This is a genomic window from Streptomyces hygroscopicus (assembly GCF_026168105.1).
In the GTDB taxonomy this organism is placed as follows: Bacteria; Actinomycetota; Actinomycetes; order Streptomycetales; family Streptomycetaceae; genus Streptomyces; species Streptomyces hygroscopicus_D.
Genome location: NZ_LBMW01000052.1, coordinates 30,669 through 51,198 on the forward strand (window position 1 = coordinate 30,669; position 20,530 = coordinate 51,198).

General features: G+C 68.6%; 17 protein-coding genes. 13 read left to right on the forward strand and 4 right to left on the reverse strand.

Features of this window, described 5'->3' with window-relative positions:
- Positions 1–81: 81 nt before the first annotated feature.
- The 7 genes from AAW14_RS32955 to AAW14_RS32985 all read left to right on the forward strand — a co-directional run bounded on the left by AAW14_RS32955 (position 82) and on the right by AAW14_RS32985 (position 9,858).
- Positions 82–1,620: a CYTH and CHAD domain-containing protein gene (locus AAW14_RS32955; RefSeq protein ID WP_265568100.1), complete on the forward strand. Its 1,539-nt coding sequence runs from the start codon at positions 82–84 to the stop codon at positions 1,618–1,620.
- Between the two features lie 113 nt (positions 1,621–1,733).
- Entirely contained in the window at positions 1,734–3,704 is a 1,971-nt protein-coding gene (locus AAW14_RS32960; RefSeq protein WP_265568101.1) for a TIGR03960 family B12-binding radical SAM protein, read from the forward strand.
- A gap of 459 nt (positions 3,705–4,163) precedes the next feature.
- A complete protein-coding gene (locus AAW14_RS32965) occupies positions 4,164–4,673 on the forward strand; it encodes a hypothetical protein (protein ID WP_265568102.1) in 510 nt (169 codons plus the stop codon).
- Between the two features lie 120 nt (positions 4,674–4,793).
- Positions 4,794–5,945, forward strand: a complete 1,152-nt coding sequence (locus AAW14_RS32970; RefSeq protein WP_265568103.1) for a DUF4331 family protein — start codon at positions 4,794–4,796, stop codon at positions 5,943–5,945.
- Positions 5,946–6,034: 89 nt separating this feature from the next.
- The gene (locus AAW14_RS32975; RefSeq protein ID WP_265568104.1) at positions 6,035–7,018 is read left to right on the forward strand and encodes a tetratricopeptide repeat protein; all 984 of its coding nucleotides are present in this window, start codon (positions 6,035–6,037) and stop codon (positions 7,016–7,018) included.
- A gap of 44 nt (positions 7,019–7,062) precedes the next feature.
- Positions 7,063–8,397, forward strand: coding sequence for a Dyp-type peroxidase (locus AAW14_RS32980; protein WP_265568105.1), 1,335 nt, complete (start codon positions 7,063–7,065; stop codon positions 8,395–8,397).
- A 777-nt stretch (positions 8,398–9,174) separates the two neighbouring features.
- Positions 9,175–9,858 (forward strand): alpha/beta fold hydrolase, encoded by a 684-nt coding sequence (locus tag AAW14_RS32985; protein ID WP_265568106.1) that lies wholly within the window; start codon positions 9,175–9,177, stop codon positions 9,856–9,858.
- 397 nt (positions 9,859–10,255) lie between these two features.
- On the opposite strand, the gene AAW14_RS32990 is transcribed toward AAW14_RS32985, so the two are convergent.
- From AAW14_RS32990 to arsM, 4 genes are all read right to left on the reverse strand, one after another.
- Positions 10,256–10,786: a GNAT family N-acetyltransferase gene (locus AAW14_RS32990; RefSeq protein ID WP_265568107.1), complete on the reverse strand. Its 531-nt coding sequence runs from the start codon at positions 10,784–10,786 to the stop codon at positions 10,256–10,258.
- Positions 10,787–11,248: 462 nt separating this feature from the next.
- Positions 11,249–11,542 (reverse strand): hypothetical protein, encoded by a 294-nt coding sequence (locus tag AAW14_RS32995; protein ID WP_265568108.1) that lies wholly within the window; start codon positions 11,540–11,542, stop codon positions 11,249–11,251.
- A gap of 1,045 nt (positions 11,543–12,587) precedes the next feature.
- Positions 12,588–13,205 (reverse strand): GNAT family N-acetyltransferase, encoded by a 618-nt coding sequence (locus tag AAW14_RS33005; protein WP_265568109.1) that lies wholly within the window; start codon positions 13,203–13,205, stop codon positions 12,588–12,590.
- 401 nt (positions 13,206–13,606) lie between these two features.
- Positions 13,607–14,500 (reverse strand): arsenite methyltransferase, encoded by an 894-nt coding sequence (arsM, locus tag AAW14_RS33010; protein ID WP_265568110.1) that lies wholly within the window; start codon positions 14,498–14,500, stop codon positions 13,607–13,609.
- 107 nt (positions 14,501–14,607) lie between these two features.
- Here arsM and AAW14_RS33015 point away from each other — a divergent pair, with 107 nt between their 5' ends.
- The 6 genes from AAW14_RS33015 (at position 14,608) to AAW14_RS33040 (ending at position 20,157) form a co-directional block, all read left to right on the forward strand.
- A complete protein-coding gene (locus AAW14_RS33015) occupies positions 14,608–14,985 on the forward strand; it encodes an ArsR/SmtB family transcription factor (RefSeq protein ID WP_265568111.1) in 378 nt (125 codons plus the stop codon).
- The gene (locus tag AAW14_RS33020) at positions 14,982–15,725 is read left to right on the forward strand and encodes an aquaporin (RefSeq protein ID WP_265568112.1); all 744 of its coding nucleotides are present in this window, start codon (positions 14,982–14,984) and stop codon (positions 15,723–15,725) included. Before AAW14_RS33015 ends, AAW14_RS33020 begins: the two co-directional genes overlap by 4 nt.
- Before the next feature lie 22 nt (positions 15,726–15,747).
- Positions 15,748–16,179: an arsenate reductase ArsC gene (locus AAW14_RS33025; RefSeq protein WP_265568113.1), complete on the forward strand. Its 432-nt coding sequence runs from the start codon at positions 15,748–15,750 to the stop codon at positions 16,177–16,179.
- 296 nt (positions 16,180–16,475) lie between these two features.
- Complete coding sequence (locus AAW14_RS33030; RefSeq protein WP_322741145.1) at positions 16,476–18,437, forward strand: protein kinase domain-containing protein; 1,962 nt, start codon at positions 16,476–16,478, stop codon at positions 18,435–18,437.
- An 18-nt stretch (positions 18,438–18,455) separates the two neighbouring features.
- Positions 18,456–19,079: a hypothetical protein gene (locus AAW14_RS33035; RefSeq protein WP_265568114.1), complete on the forward strand. Its 624-nt coding sequence runs from the start codon at positions 18,456–18,458 to the stop codon at positions 19,077–19,079.
- A gap of 301 nt (positions 19,080–19,380) precedes the next feature.
- The gene (locus tag AAW14_RS33040) at positions 19,381–20,157 is read left to right on the forward strand and encodes a TIGR03936 family radical SAM-associated protein (RefSeq protein ID WP_265568115.1); all 777 of its coding nucleotides are present in this window, start codon (positions 19,381–19,383) and stop codon (positions 20,155–20,157) included.
- Positions 20,158–20,530 lie beyond the last annotated feature (373 nt).

Sequence of the window (20,530 nt, forward strand, 5' to 3'; positions counted from 1 at the left end):
CTGGAATCGGCCGGGGTCAGGAGGCGAAAAGCGTCTCGGCGGGCCCTGCCGTACCGGCCCGATTGCCACTAGATTCGGTTCATGGCGGACACGAAGCGTGAAATCGAGCGGAAATACGAGGCCGCTGCAGGGGACGAGCTCCCCGATCTGACCGGCGTCGGCGGAGTCCGTGCCGTCGTCGACAAGGGCGTCGCGGATCTGGACGCCACCTATTACGACACCCCCGACGAACGCCTCGCCGCGCATGCCGTCACCCTGCGCCGCCGTACCGGCGGCGACGACGCCGGCTGGCACCTCAAGCTGCCGGTCGCCGACGGCGTACGCGACGAGATCCGCGCACCGCTGTCCGACACCCTCCCGCCCTACCTGTCCGGTCTGGTCCGCTCCCGCGTGCGCGACGCCGACCTCGTCCCCGTCGTACGGCTGCGCTCCGCCCGCGACGTGCGCCAACTCGTCGACGCGGACGGCGACCTGCTCGCCGAGATCAGCCTCGACCGGGTCCACGCCGAGCGGCTGAGCGGCGGCACGGGCACCGCCGACTGGACCGAGATCGAGGTCGAACTGGCGGACGACCGTGACCCCGCGATCCTGGACAAGGTCGAGAAGAGGCTCCGCAAGGCCGGGCTGAACCGCTCGTCCGCCCCGTCGAAGCTGGCGAGGGCGCTGAAGGAGACGCGGGAGGGGGTCAAGGCCGCGACCGGTGCGGAGAAGCGCACGAGGCGTGCCGCGGCCCCTACCGCAAAACCGCCCGTCACCGCGGGCGACCATGTCCTCGCCTATGTCCGCGCCCAGCGGGACGCGATCGTCGAGCTCGACCCCGCGGTGCGCCGGGACGTCGAGGACGCCGTGCACTCCATGCGCGTGGCCACCCGCCGGCTGCGCAGCACGTTCCGCTCGTTCGGCAAGGTCCTGGACCGCGCCGTCACCGACCCGATCGCCGACGAGCTGAAGTGGCTGGCCGGTGAGCTGGGCATCGACCGCGACCGGGAAGTTCTCGCCGAGCGTCTGACGAAGGCCCTGTCCGAACTGCCCCCCGTGCTGCTCACCGGCCCGGTCCTCAACCGCATCCGCACCTGGTCGAACGTGCGGCACGAAGCCTCCCGGCGTCTGCTGACCGAGGTCCTGGACTCGCAGCGCTATCTGGACCTGCTGGAGGCCCTGGACGCTCTGATCGCCGACCCGCCCCTGCGCAAGGCGGCCTCCGGGAAGCCGTCGAAGGTGCTCGCCAAGGCCGTACGGAGGGACTTCCGGAAGGTCGCCGACCTGGTCGGCCAGGCCCTGGACCTGCCGTCGGGCCACGACCGCGACGTCGCGATGCACGAGGCCCGCAAGAAGTCCAAGCGCACGCGGTACGCGGCCGAGGCCGCCACCCCCGCGCTCGGCAAGCCGGCCGGGAAACTGGTCAAGGCGATGAAGTCCCTGCAGACCCTGCTCGGGGACCACCAGGACAGCGTGATGGCTCGCGAGGTCCTGCGGGAGCTGTCGGCCCAGGCGTACACGGCCAGGGAGAACACCTTCACGTACGGCGTGCTGTACGGCCGGGAGGAACAGCGCGCGGCGGCGGCGGAGGCGGCGCTGCCCGAGGTGTGGCCGCAGGTGAAGCGGAAGGCCAGGGTCTGAGGGCAGGCCCCGGTCCCGGTCCCCGGCCGTCCGGGCGTCCGGGGAGGCGGTGCGCTCGCGTTAGGCTTGATGGTCACCCCTGTCAGTTCAGTCCAGCTCACGAAAGTCGCGAGATGTCTGCCGAAGCCGCCCAGTCGGTGTTCCCGCAGCTCGAAGCCCTGCTCCCGCATGTGCAGAAGCCGATCCAGTACGTCGGCGGAGAGCTCAACTCCACGGTCAAGCCGTGGGAGGCCTGTGACGTCCGCTGGGCGCTCATGTACCCCGACGCGTACGAGGTCGGTCTGCCCAACCAGGGCGTCATGATCCTCTACGAGGTCCTGAACGAGCAGGAGGGTGTCCTCGCCGAGCGCACCTACAGCGTGTGGCCGGACCTCGAGGCACTGATGCGGGAGCACGGCGTCCCGCAGTTCACGGTGGACAGCCACCGCCCGGTGAAGGCCTTCGACGTGTTCGGCCTGTCCTTCTCCACCGAGCTCGGCTACACGAACATGCTGACCGCCCTCGATCTCGCGGGCATCCCCCTGGAGTCCAAGGACCGGGGCCTGGACGACCCGATCGTGATGGCCGGCGGCCACGCGGCCTTCAACCCCGAGCCCATCGCCGACTTCATCGACTGCGCGGTGATCGGCGACGGCGAGCAGGCGGTCCTGGAGGTCACCGGGATCGTCCGCGCCTGGAAGGCGGAGGGACGCCCGGGCGGCCGCGAGGAGCTGCTCTTCCGCCTGGCGAAGACGGGCGGGGTGTACGTCCCGGGGTTCTACGACGTGGAGTACCTCCCGGACGGTCGCATCGGCCGCGTGGTCCCCAACAGGTCGGGCGTGCCGTGGCGCGTGTCCAAGCACACGGTGATGGACCTGGACGAGTGGCCGTACCCGAAGCAGCCCCTCGTCCCCCTGGCGGAGACCGTCCACGAGCGCATGTCCGTCGAGATCTTCCGCGGCTGCACGCGGGGCTGCCGCTTCTGCCAGGCTGGCATGATCACCCGTCCGGTCCGTGAGCGCTCCATCACGGGCATCGGCGAGATGGTGGACAAGGGCCTGAAGGCGACGGGCTTCGAGGAGGTCGGCCTCCTGTCCCTGTCCTCCGCGGACCACTCGGAGATCGGCGACATCGCGAAGGGCCTCGCGGACCGCTACGAGGACGACAAGATCGGCCTGTCGCTCCCGTCGACCCGGGTGGACGCGTTCAACATCGACCTGGCGAACGAGCTCACGCGCAACGGCCGCAGGTCCGGCCTGACCTTCGCCCCCGAGGGCGGCTCGGAACGCATCCGCAAGGTCATCAACAAGATGGTGTCGGAAGAGGACCTGATCAGGACCGTCTCGACGGCCTATGGCAACGGCTGGCGCCAGGTGAAGCTGTACTTCATGTGCGGCCTGCCGACGGAGACGGACGAGGACGTGCTGCAGATCGCCGACATGGCGACGCGCGTGATCCAGAAGGGCCGCGAGGTCTCCGGCTCCAACGACATCCGCTGCACGGTGTCGATCGGCGGCTTCGTCCCCAAGCCGCACACCCCCTTCCAGTGGGCCCCGCAGCTCAGCGCTCAGGAGACGGACGCCCGCCTGGAGAAGCTCCGCGACAAGATCCGCGGAGACAGGAAGTACGGCCGCTCGATCGGCTTCCGCTACCACGACGGCAAGCCCGGTATCGTCGAAGGCCTGCTCTCCCGCGGCGACCGCCGCATCGGCGCCGTGATCCGCGCGGTCTACGAGGACGGCGGCCGTTTCGACGGCTGGCGCGAGCACTTCTCCTACGACCGCTGGATGAACTGTGCGGAGAAGGCGCTGGCTCCCTACGGAGTTGACGTCGACTGGTACACGACCCGCGAGCGCACGTACGAGGAGGTCCTCCCCTGGGACCACCTGGACTCGGGCCTCGACAAGGACTGGCTCTGGGAGGACTGGCAGGACGCCCTCGACGAGACGGAGGTCGAGGACTGCCGCTGGACGCCGTGCTTCGACTGTGGTGTGTGTCCGCAGATGGATACGGCCATACAAATCGGCCCGACCGGAAAGAAGTTGCTGCCTCTGACGGTCAAGAACGCGGCGCCGGCTCCTGCATCGAGCGGTCACGTGCACTGAGGTGGGCGAGGCGCTCGATCGGGTGGTGGAGGCGCTGGCGGGGGTGAGCGAGGAGGAGGTGGCTGCGGCGTTGGCTGCGGCCGGCGCTTCGAGCTCTCGCCCGTCGGCGCCGCTGGTCTGCTCCCCGACGCCTCTGCCGGGCCCTGGGAGCGCCTCGCAGATCGTCTCCGAGGTGGAGTGGGTCTGAGTCCAGCACCAGGATTCCGTACCGCTGTGTGACCACTCGAGCCCCTTTCTCTGGACGGGAGGCGACTCGACGATCTAGCGGTCCGCACTCATTCCATCCCGGGCGGAGACCCCCGGTGCAGACTCGCAATACGCCGTCGACCCCGTGGGGCCTGATCGTCTTGCCGACACCCTGGAGGGCGACAAAGCTGGCTATGTGGGCCTTACGGAACGCGCTCAGACGGGAGGAGAGCCCGCAGCCCAGCCGATAGACGATCAAAGGAGGAGGGAGTCATGACGGCACAGAGCTCCGCGAGGTCGGCGACTCCAACCGTGACCAGGCAGCCTGACGGTCTCGGCAAGCGGGTTGGGGAGGTAGCGGAAATCACCGTTCTCTTCGACGCCAAGCCGGGCGGGGCGGAGAGGTTCCGCCAGAACGCCGCCAAGATCCAGGACGACGCCTGGCACTACGAAAAACTTGTCGGCACTGTCCACGACTTCCGCGTCGCGTTCATCAACAATGACACCCAGGTCATCGGCGCGGTCACCTATGACGGTGACTTCAAGCCGTACATGGCGGACATCTTCGCCAACGCCGCACCATGGTTCGATGAGATGTTCGAAGGTGTCGCGGAGGGCTATCCCGGGGCGACCGATCCGCATATCGTCGACTGGCTGGCTACGAAGATTGTGGAGGCCGACATGTGGTACGCCTCCAATCCGACCATGACGGTCGAGGACACCGCCAAGGCGCAGAAGGTCACGCAGGCGTTCAACGCGTTGCTGGATACTGCGTCCAGCTAGCAGCTGTCTCGCGTCCCAGGTACCTGTAGCCCCGTGGCCATGGCGCCTGGGTAGCACCGGGCGGCCTGGCAACGGCGCGCGGTCGTAGGCTCGGGCCCCGTCAGCGGAGGTCGCAGCATCATGTCCGACCATCTTTCCGGCACCCGCGCCCTGGCCGATCCGGCCATAGACCTGACCGACCTCTATGCCTTTTCCAGCCCCTCCCAGGCGGGTCGGCTCGTCCTCGTCATGAATGTCTTTCCCAATGCGCGGCCGGGAGCCTTGTTCTCCGACGCTGCCAGCTATCGCTTCCGCGTCCGTCCGGTATCCGTGCCCATGGCGGATTCCGGCTCACTCTTCGATGTCGGCGCCGACGAATTCGCGCTTACCTGCACCTTCTCGATTCCGGTCGGAGCGGAAGACAATGGGGAGTTGACGCAGCGGGGAACGTGCGTGCTACCCAACGGGGAATCGGTTTCGTTGCTGGTGAATGACGAGCGGGGCGGCGAGGGACATGGCGTGCACTGCTACGCCGGGCTGCGGCTGGATCCCTTCTTCATGGACGTGGCCAAGGAGGTGGAGACGCGGGTGAGGCGGCGGCTCGCCTTCGTACCAAATGGCACCAACTCCCTGGAGGGCACCGACGTCCTGACCGTCGTGGCAGAGCTTGACGTCGCCAGGGTGTTCGGGGCGGCCTCGGGGAGCGTCTTCGCCGTTGCGGCGGAAACCGTCACGGTCGGACCGTATCCCGTGCGCCTCGAACGCCTCGGCCGCCCCGAGGTCAAGAACATTCTCCTGTCAGACAACGGGGTCGACGCCGCCAATAAGGTCGTTGACCTGCGCGATCTCTACAACGAGGAAGATCCGTTCCGGCTGGGGCCGAGCTACGTGGACGCCTACCGCTCACGCCTTAACGCCAACCTGGTCTTCTTCGACGGCCTCGACAGCAAGGCGGACTGGACGACGCAGCCGGACGGGACGCATCCGCTGACGGAGCTGCTGCTCGCGGACTTCCTGGTCGTGGATGTCGCCAAGCCTTACGCCGAAGACAGCTATTTCGAGATCGAGCGGGCCCTGCTGGAGGGACGGGAGCATGCGACCTGTGGCGGCCGGTCGCTCAACGACGATGTCATCGACACGCTCTACACGCTGATCGTCAACGCGGGCCATGGCCCGCGCGTGAGCGACGGCGTCGACGGGACCGTCCCGGCTTCGCGCGAGTTCCCGTACCTGGCACCGCCCAACCCCGACCCGCCCGAACCCGTTTCCGTCCCGACGGCCGCCGCAAGCTGATGAGCAGTTCCAGTGCGGCCACTCTTGCAGACGGTGAGAGGGAGCCCGATCTTGTGGGCGGGCCCCCCACGACAGCCGGCATCATCGCCATGGGCAACCTCGATGCGCGCATCGAAGGTCTGACGTCGCAGGCGAGACGGGGAAGACTCACCGCCGACGGCTGGGGCGAATTGGTGGAGCTGACCGTCCTGCGCGGGCACGTGCTGGGCCGCATCGACGAGACCGAGCGCGCGGCATCGCTGGCCGAGATGTTCGTCGACCAGGCGCCGCGCGATCCTCGCTCGCTCGTGGCGCACGCCAGGCTGGCGGGCCTCTTCCACCAGTTCGCGGCGGCTCTCAACGATCTGGACGCGGCGGCTGCACTGGGGCTCGACCGGAGAAGCGTGGACGAGGAGCGAGCAGCCGTCTGCCAGGCGGTCGGGCAATACGAAGACGCGCTTGCGCTGCATCGGCAGGGGCTGTCGAGGGGGCAGGACTTCAGAACCCTCGGCGCCATGGCCCGCTGTCAGGCCGAGAGCGGCGAGGTGGACGAGGCCGAGTCATGGTTTTTGGCAGCGAGACGCGCCTACCGCGGGGTCAGCCCCTTTCCGCTGGCGATCCTCGAATTCCAGTGCGGGCAGATGTGGCTGGCCCAGGGCGGACTGGCGAGCGCGCGCGTCTGGCTGGAGTCGGCCACTCGCCGACTGCCGTCCTACGTGCCGGCGCATGGCCACCTCGCCGAGGCCGATGCCGCCGAAGGCAGGGTGGCCGTAGCGATAGAGCGCCTGCGCCGATTGGCCCTCGCCAGTGACGATCCCGACTACGCGACCCGGCTTGCCCGCCTCCTGGGCAAGTGCGAGGCATCGACGGAGGCTCGGTTCTGGCGTGCCCACGCTGCCGCGCGCTACGAGGAGTTGATGGTGCGCCACCCCGAGGCGTACGCCGATCACGCAGCAGAGTTCTGGCTGACCATCGGCGACGATCCCCAACGAGCCCTGCGGCTCGCGCGGCTGAACCTCGCGCTTCGAGCGACCCCGCGCGCCCACGCGCTCGTCAATCGCGCGATGTGCCGTGTCGGACAGCGCCGACAGTAGTGGCGATTGGTACAAAGTCGCCGATACCTGACCGGAAGGACGTCATGACAGCGACTGAAGCACCGCCGCTGCAGCTGGACGAGATTCAGGGCATCGTGCTGCGCAACCGGCCGTCACCGTACGTCGGCACCTACATCCTGCTGCGTGTGGACGATCCCGGCGCCGGGCGTCAGTTGATGGGGCGCCTGGCCGAGCTGGTCGACTCCGCTGCCAACTGGTGGCAACCCGACCTGCCCGCGCTCCTCAACGTCGGATTGACGTACCGGGGACTCGAAGCGCTCCAGGTCCCACCGGCTGCCCTGAACACCTTCCCTGAGGAGTATCGGCAGGGCATGGCGGCACGCGCCGAGTTCATCGGTGATACCGGCGAGAGCGCGCCCGCACGCTGGGAGCCGCCTTTCGGCACCGGCCAGGTACACGTCGTGCTGTCCCTCCTGGCCGCCGACCAGGAGTCATTGGCGGTCGTCCTCGAACGTGCGCGCAAGGCCCACGCGCAGCTCCCCGGCCTTCAGTTCGTCCATCGGCAGGACTTCTACCAGCTGTCCACAGGGCGCACCAGCTTCGGCTACAAGGACGGCATCGGCAACCCCACGATCGAAGGCAGCGGTGCCGAGAGTCCGCCCGGTGACGGTTCCGTGCTCAAGGCAGGCGAATTCGTGCTCGGCTATCCCGACGAGACCGGAAACCTGCCGCCGATGCCGCAGCCGGCCGAGCTGGGCCGCAACGGCACCTTCGTCGCCTGGCGGAAGCTGCACACACGCGTCGCGGCCTTCCGCCGGTATCTCCACGACAACTCCGGCAGCCCGGAGGAAGAGTCGCTGCTCGCCGCCAAGATCGTGGGCCGCTGGCAGAGCGGCGCCCCGTTGATCCTGGCGCCCGAGCACGACGACCCGGCCCTGGGGGCGGACGACCAGCGCAACAACGACTTCCGCTACGAGTCCGATCCGCGCGGCGCGATCTGTCCCCACGGCGCCCACGCCAGGCGGGCCAACCCGCGCGACTCGGAGATCATCGGCGACGTTCGCCTGCACCACATGATTCGACGGGGCACCAACTACGGACCGCCGCTGCCGGCCGGCATCCTGGACGACGACGGAGCCGACCGCGGCATCGTCTTCGTCTTCATCGGCTCACACCTGGACCGTCAGTTTGAATTCGTGAAGTCGCAATGGCTGAACGAGGGCAACTTCACCGGCCTCGACCAGGAAAAGGACCTGCTCACGGGCGACAACGACGGCTCCGGCATCTTCACGATCCCGCAGCACCCCATCCGGCGCCGCCTGCACGGCGTAGAGCGTTTTGTCACCACCCGCGGCGGAGAGTACTTCTTCCTGCCGAGCCTCAGCGCGCTGCGTTGGCTGGCGAACCCTGACGCCTGAGCCGACTTGACGGTCACATCAATGGATCCAGGGCCGTTGTGGGTGTCTGCCTGCCCGCAGATGGATACTTGGGTACAAGTAGGCCCGACCGGCAAGAAGTTGCTGCCGCTGACGGTCAAGAACGCAGGTCAGGCGCCCGTTTCGAGTGGTCACGAGCACTGACGTGAGCGAGGCACTCGATCGGGTGATGGAGGCGCTGGCGGGGGCGAGTGAGGACGAGGTGGCGGCTGCGCTGGCGGCGGTCGGCGCCTCGGTCCCTCGCCCGTCGTCGACGGCGCCCCTGCCTCCGGCCCGCTCCGCCCGCGCTGCGCCGACGCGCGCCCACTGGTGGATAGGGCCGGTGGCCATGAGTCGATCACCGCGTACGCGGCCGGTCAGGACAGTGCCTCCGGCGGGGGATCGGCCGGCACCGGGATGGAGGGGGCGCCGTCGCCGCCCGCGGGTCCATCGTGGCGGATGCTGGGGGGCTCCCATCCCGCACATCATCGACCCAGGCAGAGCCGAGCAGACGCGGCCCCTGGCGTCCAGGTCGTTTCGTACAGTGGCGCGCTCCTCCTGGACGCCAGGAACCACGCCCGCTCCACGGTGTGTGGGTCGACGGCGTACGGGATGGGAGCCGGGGTGAGTGGTGGGTGAGGCTGGGGGTCAGGCCGTCGGAAGACCTGGACCTCGTGTCGGGCGAGCGGCACCTGTAGTCCCCACCTAGGGTTGAACAAAGAGGATCAAACGAAGTGGATCTCCGCTACAGGCAGCGACGTAGCGACAAAGGAGGCACTCATGGCCGGAAAAGCCAGCATCGTGCTGGCCCACGGCTTGTGGGCCGATGGCTCGTGCTTCGCAAAGCTCATCCCCGCACTCCAGGCCGAGGGTCGCGAGGTCTTCGCGTCGCAGCATGGGCTTGACTCGCTCGCAGGCGACGTCGACTGCGTAAACCGCGCGATCAACCACGTGCCCGGCCCGGTCGTGCTCGTGGGCCACTCCTACGGCGGCACGCTGATCACCAAGGCGGGCGTGCACGACCGCGTGGGCGCCCTGGTGTACATCTGCGCGCTTGCCCCGGACGACGACGAGACCTCGCAGCAGCACTTGGCCGCGTTTCCCAGCTCGCCGGTTTTCGAGCACCTTGAGGTCGCCGACAACCGCATCTACCTCAAGGAGTCGGGCATCGGCGACTTCTGCGGCGATCTGCCGCTGGAGGAACAAAAGCTCGTGCTGGCGACCGCTAACCCGCCGATCGCGGACCTCTTCGACCAGCAGGTACCCGGCAATGCCTGGCGAGCGAAGCCGAGCTGGTACATCGTGGGCACCCAGGACCGCACGGTGAACCCGGACCGGGAGCGCGCTTCCGCCGAACGGATGAAGGCCACGACCGTCAGCCTCGACAGCAGCCACGTCCCGATGCTCTCCCAGCCCAACGCTGTCCTCGAGGTCATCCGCGACGCTGCGAAGACCCTGGAGTAAGGCCGAGGACCGCGGGGCATGCCGCCTTTGGATCCGTGCGCGTCGCCGCCGGCCGCGATCCGATGTGCGTCGGGATCGCTAGCTGGCACGAAGTTCCCCCTTGATCTTGGACAGCGGGTTTCTACGCTGCGGGGGTGAAGTCCTGCTGCAGTCTCCACCCGAGAGTCTTGCGTGGGCGCGCGTTGGTAGCCGCCGCGACGGCGTCGAGGCCACTGCGGGCACGGCGTGCCCGTCGCGTGCCCGATCGGGCGGGAACTTCCGGGGACTCACGGTGAATCACGGCCGGAGCGACGCGCTACCGCAGGTCAGCAGACTGCCAGCTCAGCAGAGTGCCACAACCGGACTCTTCAAAACTAGTGCTTCGGCACTCAGCGGCCCGGCCCCCAACATCTCGTCCTCAGGGAGTCCACTCATGAGCGAGGAGACCGAGGATCACCTGGTCGACGAATGCTCCGTATACCCAGGCCGAGCGCCGCAACGTGGCCTCGATCGTGAACCCCGCTCTCTTCGCCGCCGCGATCATCGGCGCGTTGTCCGCCATGGTCTCCACCTGTAGTCGCTGCAGTCCGCGTAACGCGAACCCGTACTCGCACAGCACGCGGACGATGTCCGAGCTAAAACCACGACCGCGGAAGTCAGGGAGCACGGAGATGCCCAGGTGCGCCGACCTGTTATGCGTGTCGATGCCCCACAGCGAGGCGGCACCCACCAGTTCCTGCGACTCGAGTTCCACCACGGAAAAGGATGCTGCAGCGTCCGAGGGCTCAGCGACTGCATAGGGAGAGCGGGCCGACCCTGGTGGTATCGGATGCCAGGGCCGAGGGTCCTGACGCGACCGGGTTGCCACGTCGTTGTAAAGAACCGCATGGAGCACTGGAATGTCAGCGTCGTGCCGGGCTCGCAGGCCGATCTTGTTGCCACGTATCATCCGCCATTGCTACCGCAGGACAACGAGTTGATCAATCCTGGCTGTACAGCAGCGGAGTACAGCAACCATAGAGACCGCAGCCAACCGGCAGCACTCCCAAGACCGCGCTGAAGCCGGTGGCGGTACGGCAACCGGCCCCGTACGACAGCGACCTCGCAGGACCGTAGCGCGACCGGTATGCCCCTCACCGACCGATCCGCAGAGAGCTACGGATCCAAAGGCGCCTACGCCTGCCGCTTCGGGATCATGGTGAGTGTGGGTAGGTAGCTGCCCGCAGATGGATACGGCCATACAAATCGGCCCCCTGCCGGAGCCGGCAGGCTCCTCGCACATCCGATCAGAGGTGGAGTGGGTCTGAGTTCGCTGCGATGTCGGGCATCGATCTGCACTGGCCGGACACCAGGAGATCGACTCGACGACCGGGCCGGTATCCCGGCAGTGCGCGGATCCGGCCGCGGTTGGTCACTTTCCGACGACGCCGGGCTGGATCTCCAGCGTGAGGACCGCGTCCTCGGGGCCAGTGCCTTCTTCGCCCGCCCACACGATCACGCGCACGTGCTGCTCGCTGATGCCGTTCACCTTCCACTCGGTCACAAGGTCGGTGACGACGAGGGCGGCGACGTATCTGGCATCCTCGCTCCGGGACTCGGTGGTGACCCTTCCCCGCCACCGGTGGGAAGGGCCGCCGTGGGGGCGCCAGCCGTGCGAGCCGTGTGGCTCCTCCACTCGGTACGCCCACACCCTCTCGGTGCCCATGGCACCGATCCTGTCACCAAGGAGCCCTCATGCGTCGGATCGGATCGAGCCCGCCGTGCGGGGCAGTGCGACGGGGCAGTCGTGTCCGGACCTCATCGAGGCCGACGACGGGGACTTCCTCGTGATCGGGAAGCTCGCCTGGCTCAGCTTCCGCGACGGCATTGCGGGTCGTCGCCGCAGGGGGCGACTTCTACGCGGCCGACTGCTACCACCACCAGCAGTACCTCGACAAGCATCCTGCCGAGTACTGCGGGCTGGGCGAGATCGGCGTCTCGTGCCCGATCGGCGTGCGGCGTCTGCCCGCAGATGGATACGGCCATACAAATCGGCCCGACCGGAAAGAAGTTGCTGCCTCTGACGGTCAAGAAACGCGGCGCCTGCTCCTGCATCGAGCGGTCACGTGCACTGAGGTGAGCCGGGCACTCGACCGAGCGGTTGAGAGCCTGGCGGGAGCGAGTGAGGATTAGGTGGCTGCCGCCTCGGCCGCTGTCGGCACGTGGGCGTCACCCGGGCTGCCCGGTGTGTGACCGCGGCTTTCCTGCTGCCCCTGTGCTGTTGCGCGGGGGAGTGGCCCGGCGTTGGAATCGAGTGTGAGGTTCTTCGGCAGTGCCGTGTCGGCCGGCCGCCGCGCTCCAGGCACAGTGGGCGGCCGAAAGGTCTGCCGTCGGCCGACTTTTTGCGGCGAAGCCGAAAGCCGGTGATGGTGGTGCTGACGGGGTTGGTGGTGGTGTCGATCACCGTCACCGTGCCGACGGTGTAGTGGGCGACGTAGACGCTGCCGGCCGTGGCGGCCCGGGCCGGGGACGAGGCAACAACCCGGCAGGGCCAGCCCCGCCGGCGCCGCCATGCAGACCCTCAGCCATGCTGCGCAGGGCCATGGCCGTTGCTCACGGTTCTTGCGGCCTGGAACCCGATGCGACCCGGTGCCTTCTCTCGCGACTGATCACCCGCACCTCCGCGTAAGGAATTAGGAGGCGGCTTTCGGCGGCCACGCCGATGGCACCGACGACAAGCCGGGAAGCACCCAGCGTGATCGCCGGTCAGATTAGGTGGCGGCCGGGCGATTTCGGAGGTTTGAAACGTTCAGGTCGGCCGTCGTGGTGTGCTCTTCATCAGGCCAGGCATCGCCCTGGATCCTCGCGTGGAGATGCTCGTCGTGCCAGCCATCGGCATGCAGGAGAGCGCTGCGCATCGTCCCCTCGAGAGCGAACCCGGCCCGTGTGGCAACCCGGCAGGAGGCTGTGTTGGCCACGGAGTGGGTGATGCGCAGCCGGTGCAGGCCGAGAACGTCCAGAGCCCATCGGCTCACGCGGATCGTCGCGTCGACCATGGCCCCACTCCCACGAGCGGCGGGGAGCAGCCAGTACAGGAACTCGGCGCTGCCGCCTTTGAAGTCCATGTCACCCAGGCCGATGAGGCCCACCGGATGGTCGTCATCGACCCGTTGGATGGCCCAGACCGCCGCTTCTTCCGCCTCCCAACGCCGGCGCCAGCGCGCGATCCTCGCCTGCGCATCGTCGATGGACAGGAGCCCCGGACGGTTCCAGTGCTGGATGCCCGGATCGCGACTGGAGTCCACGAGTACCTGGGCGTACTGCGATTCCCACGGGCGTAGACGCACACCGCTCGCGAGCTGGAAGACGGGTTGCTCGCTCTGGCTCATTCGGCCTGCGGGGACCACGGGAGGTATCGAAGCGATCATCGATACATCGTCTCAGTCCGGCGCCCGACGCGCCTACGCGAGTCTTACGAGATGGTGACCTGGCCGGTGAACTCTGCTTTCTCCACCGCCTCGTGCGTCACGCTGGGTCTGCCCGCTGTCGAACACGCAGGGCGTTGCCGCGGCGTAGGGAAGCGGCTGTCGCGGAACGGTGGTGCCCCGGGGGCAACTCCGGGGCACTGCCCGGCGGTGCGCACGCGGTCGTGCACTTCATGCCGCCTGCCCAACTGTTGCTTCACACGATTCCGAGGGATACGCCACGGGGTGTTGCCGCCGCCGGTGACACTGCGAGCCAGATGCCGAGCGGCGCCATGGCCCATGGCACCCGGAACGGATGTGTCCGGTCAGTTTCGGCAGCCGCAGCCGGCTGCCGTCTTCGCCGCGCTCACGCCGACGGTCGGATCTGCGGACGTTTCGGCATCGGTGCAGCAGGCGTTGACTCCGCAGCAGGTGCCGGCCGGTGTGGGCGTCCGGGTGCCGGCGTCGCCTGCCGCGGGCTTGGTGGCGCGGACGACGGCCGAGTGCATGCCGTCGGCGACCTCGTGGGCCGGGGTGATCTCGACGTTCGTGAACCCTGCCGCCAGGAGGCCTTCGCGGTACTCGGTGAAGGAGAGTGCGCCTGCGATACAGCCGACGTGGTCGCCGCGCTCGGCGCGTTGACCGGGTGTCAGGGAGTCGTCCGCGACGATGTCGGACACCCCGATCCGGCCACCCGGCCTGAGGACGCGGAAGGTCTCGGCGAAGACGGCGGGCTTGTCGGTGGACAGGTTGATGACGCAATTGGAGATCACGACGTCGATGGTGTCGTCGGGCAGCGGGATCGCCTCGATCGTGCCTTTGAGGAACTCGACGTTCGTCGCGCCCGCCTGCTCGGCGTTGGCCAGGGCGAGGGAGAGCATTTCCTCGGTCATGTCGAGCCCGTACGCCCTGCCCGTGGAGCCGACGCGGCGGGCGGAGAGCAGGACGTCGATGCCGCCGCCGGAGCCGAGGTCGAGGACGCGTTCTCCCTCGCGGAGGTCCGCGACGGCCGTGGGGTTGCCGCAGCCGAGAGAGGCGGCGACGGCCTTCACGGGCAGAGCGCCGCGCTCGTCGGGTGCGTAGCGGGCGGAGCCGAAGTTCTCGTCCACCTCGACGGGCTCCGGTCCACAGCAGGCGGTGCCGCCTTCGGTGACCTTGACGGCTGCTGCCGCGTAGCGGAGGCGGACGGATTCACGCAGGTCCCTGGACTGCTCGGGCATGAGTCACTCACTCCTGGAAGACAGGGCATGGCGGTGCCCCGGCGGCTTGTATCGATGTTCGTCTATGCAACCTTGCGCTCTGAATTGAAAAACGTCAACATAGAGGCATGTCGAAACAAGAGCTTGAGGTCCTCGGCCAGGACACGGACGGCGCCTGCTGTGAGAGGCTCGCTTCCGCCCCCCTGGACGAAGATCGGGCGACGGAGCTGGCCGGAGTGTTCAAGGCTCTGGGGGATCCGGTGCGGCTGCGGCTGCTGTCGATGATCGCTTCACGGGACGGCGGTGAGGTGTGCGTCTGTGAGCTGACGCCCGCCTTCGACCTGTCCCAGCCGACGATCTCCCATCACCTCAAGCTGCTGCGCCAGGCGGGCCTCATCGACTGCGAACGGCGCGGGACGTGGGTCTACTACTGGGCGCTGCCCGAGGCCCTGGCCCGGCTGGCCTCGTTCCTGACCGTCCCGCAGAGCGCCGGGGCAAACGCATGAGTGCCTCGCTGGGGCGGCGCGTGGTCGCCGAAGCGGTGGGGACGGCGGCACTCGTCGCCGTGGTGGTCGGCTCCGGTATCCAGGCGACCGAGCTGTCCCGGGACGTCGGCGTGCAGTTGCTCGCCAACTCGCTTGCCACCGTTTTCGGCCTGGGCGTGCTGATCGCTCTGCTGGGGCCTGTCTCCGGCGCCCACTTCAACCCGGTGGTCACACTCGCCGCCTGGTTCACCGGCCGCCGGAGCGGTGACGGAATGACCGCGCGGGAAGTGGCCGCGTACGTCCCCGCGCAGCTCGCCGGGGCCGTTGGGGGCGCGATCCTGGCCGATGCGATGTTCGCGGAGCCATTGGTGAAGTGGTCCACTCATGACCGCTCCGCCGGTCATCTGTGGCTGGGCGAGATCGTGGCGACCGCCGGCCTGGTCCTGCTGATCTTCGGACTGACGCGTGCCGGTCGCGCACATCTGGCCCCCGTGGTGGTGGCCGCCTTCATCGGAGCCGCGTACTGGTTCACCTCGTCCACGTCCTTCGCGAACCCCGCGGTGACGATCGGCCGGGCCTTCACCGACACCTTCGCCGGCATCGCCCCGGCCTCCGTCGCCCCGTTCGTCGCCGCGCAACTGGTCGGTGCCGCCGTCGGCCTCGGCCTGTTGTCCGCCGTGTTCGGCCGCACCACTCCGGCGGAATCCGACGTCATCGTCCCCCACTCCGACGCCGAACTCACCGTCCCGTCCGCTCACTGAACCACTCAGGAAGACAAGGCCCATGAGTACTCCCACTGCGCGCCCGTCGGTGCTGTTCGTCTGCGTCCACAACGCCGGGCGCTCCCAGATGGCCGCCGCATTCCTGACCCACCTCGCCGGAGACGAGGTGGACGTCCGCTCCGCGGGCTCGGCTCCGGCGGACACGGTCAACCCAGCCGTGCTGGAGGCGATGAGGGAGGTCGGCATCGACATCTCGGCCGAGACGCCGAAGGTGCTCACCGTCGAAGCCGTGCAGGCGTCGGACGTGGTGATCACCATGGGGTGCGGCGACACCTGCCCCGTCCTTCCCGGCAAGAAGTACCTCGACTGGCAGCTCGAGGACCCCGCCGGACAGGGGGTCGATGCGGTCCGCCCGATCCGTGACGAGATCGAGCAGCGCATCCGCGGCCTGGTGGCCGAGTTGGTCGATCCAACGGTGACTGGGGCTTCGTGATCGGAGCAAAGGGCTGCACGGGGAGTTTGCTGTAGCTCGTTCAGGGTTTCGGTATCGATGTGGAGTGGCGTTCTGTGATGGTCGGCCACAACTGACGAAGAGCGCCACAGTTCTTTTCGGTGACCTCAACAGGTCCGGGTCGGCGATTACTTGGCTTCGGGTACTGCAAAAAAGTGATCGCTTCTGAAAGATCAGAATTCCAGGCGGTTGGACGGTTACAGAACTGCGAAATGGCCGACCCGTTTCGATCCTTGCCCGGCTGGCAGAATCTCCCTGGGCCTTCCCACGGAAGTGCCGTGATCGCCATTGGTCGCCAGGGGGAGATGATGGCAGAAGCAAGTCATTCCATTCGGCCGGCATTCGGGCCGGCCGCCGACGAGTGGGTCGTTCCCGGCTACACCGACGTCAGCGGGCTGGGCAGGGGGCGGAGCGGACGGGTGCGGATCGCCGTGCACGCTGCGACCGGCCGGTACGTCGCGATCAAGTACCTCGATGAAGAACTGCGCCTGAACGCCGAATTCCGTACGGCCTTTCGGGCCGAGGCCAGGCTTCTCGGCAGCCTGACGTCACCTCATGTGACGCGCCTGTACGAATACGTCGAGGCGGAGCAGGGCGCCGCCATCGTCATGGAGTTGGTCGTCGGCGCGGCCCTGCGCTCGCTTTTGCGTCAAGAGGGTCCTACCGAACCCGAGGCCGCGCTGGCGGTACTCAAAGGATCCCTCCTCGGTCTGGCCGCCGCGCACGGCGTGGGCGTGGTGCACCGCGACTACAAGCCCGAAAACGTTCTGGTGAGCTTGGACGGCCGGTCCAAGCTGGTGGACTTCGGCATCTCCGTGCGCACCGGCGACCACTGCGGTTTCAGCGGCACGCCGGCGTACATGCCTCCCGAGCAGTGGGAAACAGGCACCGCCACCGCGGCCAGTGACGTGTACTCCGCCACCGTCACGTTCTACGAGTGCTTGACCGGCCAACGCCCGTTCACCGGTGGGTCGGACCTGGAACTCGCCTACAAGCACGTCGCCGCGCCGGTGCCGATGGGGCCCGTGCCGGATGCTGTGCGTGGCCTCGTACTTCATGGCATGGCCAAGTCGCCGACGCAGCGGCCGCAGAACGCCACTGTCTTCCTGCAGGAGTTGGAGTGGGCCGCAGGGAGCGCGTACGGGCCCGACTGGGAGGAGCGTGGCCAGAGCTGCCTGGCCGCGGTGGCGGCAGCCCTGGTGCCCCTCGCGTTGTCGCGCCTCGACATCAAGCTGGTCGGGGACGCGGTGGACCTGGCCCGCACCGATCTACCTGGACGCCGTCGCGCCCGGCTGCGCGGGCGGGGGGAACTGGCCGCCGGGGCTGCTGCCTTGGCGGTGGCGGGCCTGGTGAGTCTGATGCCGGGCGGATGGGCCGGACAGGAAGAGACTCACGCCGGGGACCGGACGCAGGCCGTCACGACGCTGGACCCGCGGAACGGCAACGGACCGGCCGCCGACATGGGTACGGGTGCGGGCAAGGGACGTGCCGGCACCGGCTCCGGCACCGGCACGAGCTCCGCCGCCGGAGCCGGGACCGCCCACCGGGATACGGGCTCCGGGGCCGGGACCGACGGCAACCCCGGGGCCGGTACCAGGGTGGACACGGCGCAGAGTGCCGCAGATACCGGCAACAGCCGTGGCGACACCAACTCCGGTTCCGGCACGGGTGACCCGGGCGGTGGCAGGGATTCGGGTGGTGGCGTCTCCGTCTCTCGAGACCCGGGCGGCAAGAAGGATTCCACCGGTGACTCCGGTGACTCCGGTACCAAGGGCCCGGGCGGCGACTCGAGGATGGTCAACCCTGGCGGTACCAAGGGCTCCGGAGGTGCTCCCGGCGTCGAACACGGCGGGCAGGACAAGTCCGGTTCGGGCACTACCCCGGACAACCCGGAAAAATCGGGGAGCAAGGGCTCGGGGACCGACTCCGGCGCCCGGACCGCCTCCGGCCACGGCGGCACGAACGCCAATCCCGACACAAATACCAAAACCAATACCAGTACGCGTACGAACACCGATACACAGGCGAACGCCCATACCGGCACCAGCACCGGTCCGAGTACCGGCACCAGTCCGAGTACCGGCACCGGCACCGGCACCGGCACCGGTCCGAGTAGTAGCACCGGCACCGGCCCCAACAACCCCGGCAGCAACAACGCCTCCGGGGCCAGTGGTCCCGATCCATCGGGGCCGGTGACTCCACGGCAGGGAATCCCGTCCGAGGTCGTGGAACCTGGCTGATCACACAAGGGGTCTGGAATGGCGGAGCGCGCCGAGGACCCGGGGCCGCAGTGGCGGAACGCCGACGACGACGCCTACATCGCCACCGCCCTCGACGCCCACTGGTCCAGTAGCACGGAATCCTCGTCGACACCCGAGCCCGGAGTGGTCCGCTTCGGCCCGGGGGTCCCGCCCCTGGGTGTGGGCGACACCGCGGCCGAGGTCTGGCACGGCACCCGACCGGGCCGCCCCCAGGGCGAACGCCGCAGACGTCCGCACGGGCTGCGGAGATACCGCCTGGCTGCGGCCGTTCTGGTCGTCGTCGTGCTCTGTCTGCTCTGGCAGCGATACACGCCGGACATGCGGATCACCGAGGTGATGGCGCGCACCGACACGGTGCTCACGTGCGACAGGACCGCCGAAGTGGTCGCCGTCGTGAGCACCAACGGACAGCCGGGCTCGATCACCTACCGGTGGAACCGCAGCGACGGCACGTCCTCGGGCCCGCTCGAGGAACGGCTCGGCAAGGGGCAGCACGAGGCCCGCCTCCGACTGCTGTGGACCTTCCACGGCAAGGGATCCGACAACGCGACAGCACAGTTGGTCATCACCTCGCCCAGTTCGCACACGGTGTCCGCCTCCTTCACTTACACCTGCCCTTGAGCGTGGGGGACGGTCATGAGCGGACGGTTCCGCGGCCCCTCTTTACGGTGGATCTTTGCGGATTACGGTGGATCTTTGCGGAGCCGGTGCGCTGGGCGTACGGCGTGGGAGGGGCCATCGGGCAGGCCCCGGCCGACCTCGGCCGAACGCTCTTCGGCGGCCCCCGGAAGAGGCGGACGGTCTCCGTCGGGAACCTCCGGCCAGCGAGACACGTACTCTAGGTAGCAGTACGACCGCTCTCACGAAGGACTGAACGACACTGGGCAAGCGACAGCCCGAAGGCCCGCCGCCCGCACCCGCGGTGCAGCGCATCCGACTGCGCTACACCAAGCGCGGCCGCCTCCGGTTCACCAGCCACCGTGACTTCCAGCGCGCCTTCGAGCGTGCGCTGCGCCGTGCCGAGGTGCCGATGGCGTACTCGGCGGGGTTCACGCCGCATCCGAAGGTGTCGTACGCCAATGCCGCACCCACCGGCACGGGCAGTGAGGCGGAGTACCTGGAAATCGCGCTCACCGAGGCGCGCGACCCGGACAAGCTGCGCGAACTCCTCGACGAATCGTTGCCCGCGGGGCTCGACGTCATCGAGGCGGTCGAGGTCCGTACCTCGGGACTCGCCGACCGGCTGGCGGCGTCGGTGTGGGAGCTGCGCCTGGACGGCGTGGCGCCCGCGGACGCCGACCGGGCAGCGGCGGCCTTCAACGCGGCGGGGACCGTCGAGGTCCAGCGCATGACCAAGAACGGCGTCCGCAGCTTCGACGCACGCGCCGCTGTCGCGAGCCTTCAGAGCGTAACAACGCACGGTTCGCAGGCTGATAGGCCGACCGACCAGCCCTGTGCGATACTGCGGCTGGTTGTTCGGCACGTGACGCCTGCCGTGCGACCCGACGACGTCCTGTCCGGTCTCCGCGCCGTGGCCGACCTGGCGCCGCCGGTCCCCGCAGAGGTGACCAGGCTGGCGCAGGGGCTGTTCGATGAAGAGACCGGCACGGTGACCGACCCGCTCGCGCCCGACCGCGAGGCAGCAGCGACCGAGCCACCCACGGCCGGCGCCACTGCCGCCGCGACGGCGCCGGAGTAAGGAAGGTTCCGCGTAAGGGACGGACGTCGTAGCGCCGCCCTCGTACTCGGGAGCCACCTGGGTCGGGCAGCGCACCGACCAGAAGACTTTCGCCAGGCCGTACGTACATGGCGTACGGAACCGGCGAGACAGGACACAGAGAGCTCCCGTGCGGCGCCCGCGCCCCGGACGGCGGCACCGCGCACCGCGCGAGCCGCGGACGTCACCGGTTATCGCCGGACCAGGCGCGGCGCCCGGGAGCCTGACGGGAGAAACGCCCGCATGCTCGAGCCGACCGAACCCACCGAGGGTTCCGAAAACAACACCCCCAGCGACACCCTGCCGCCGCGCCGCCGCCGCTTCGAGGGCGTGGCCGAGTGCAGGGTCCAGGTGG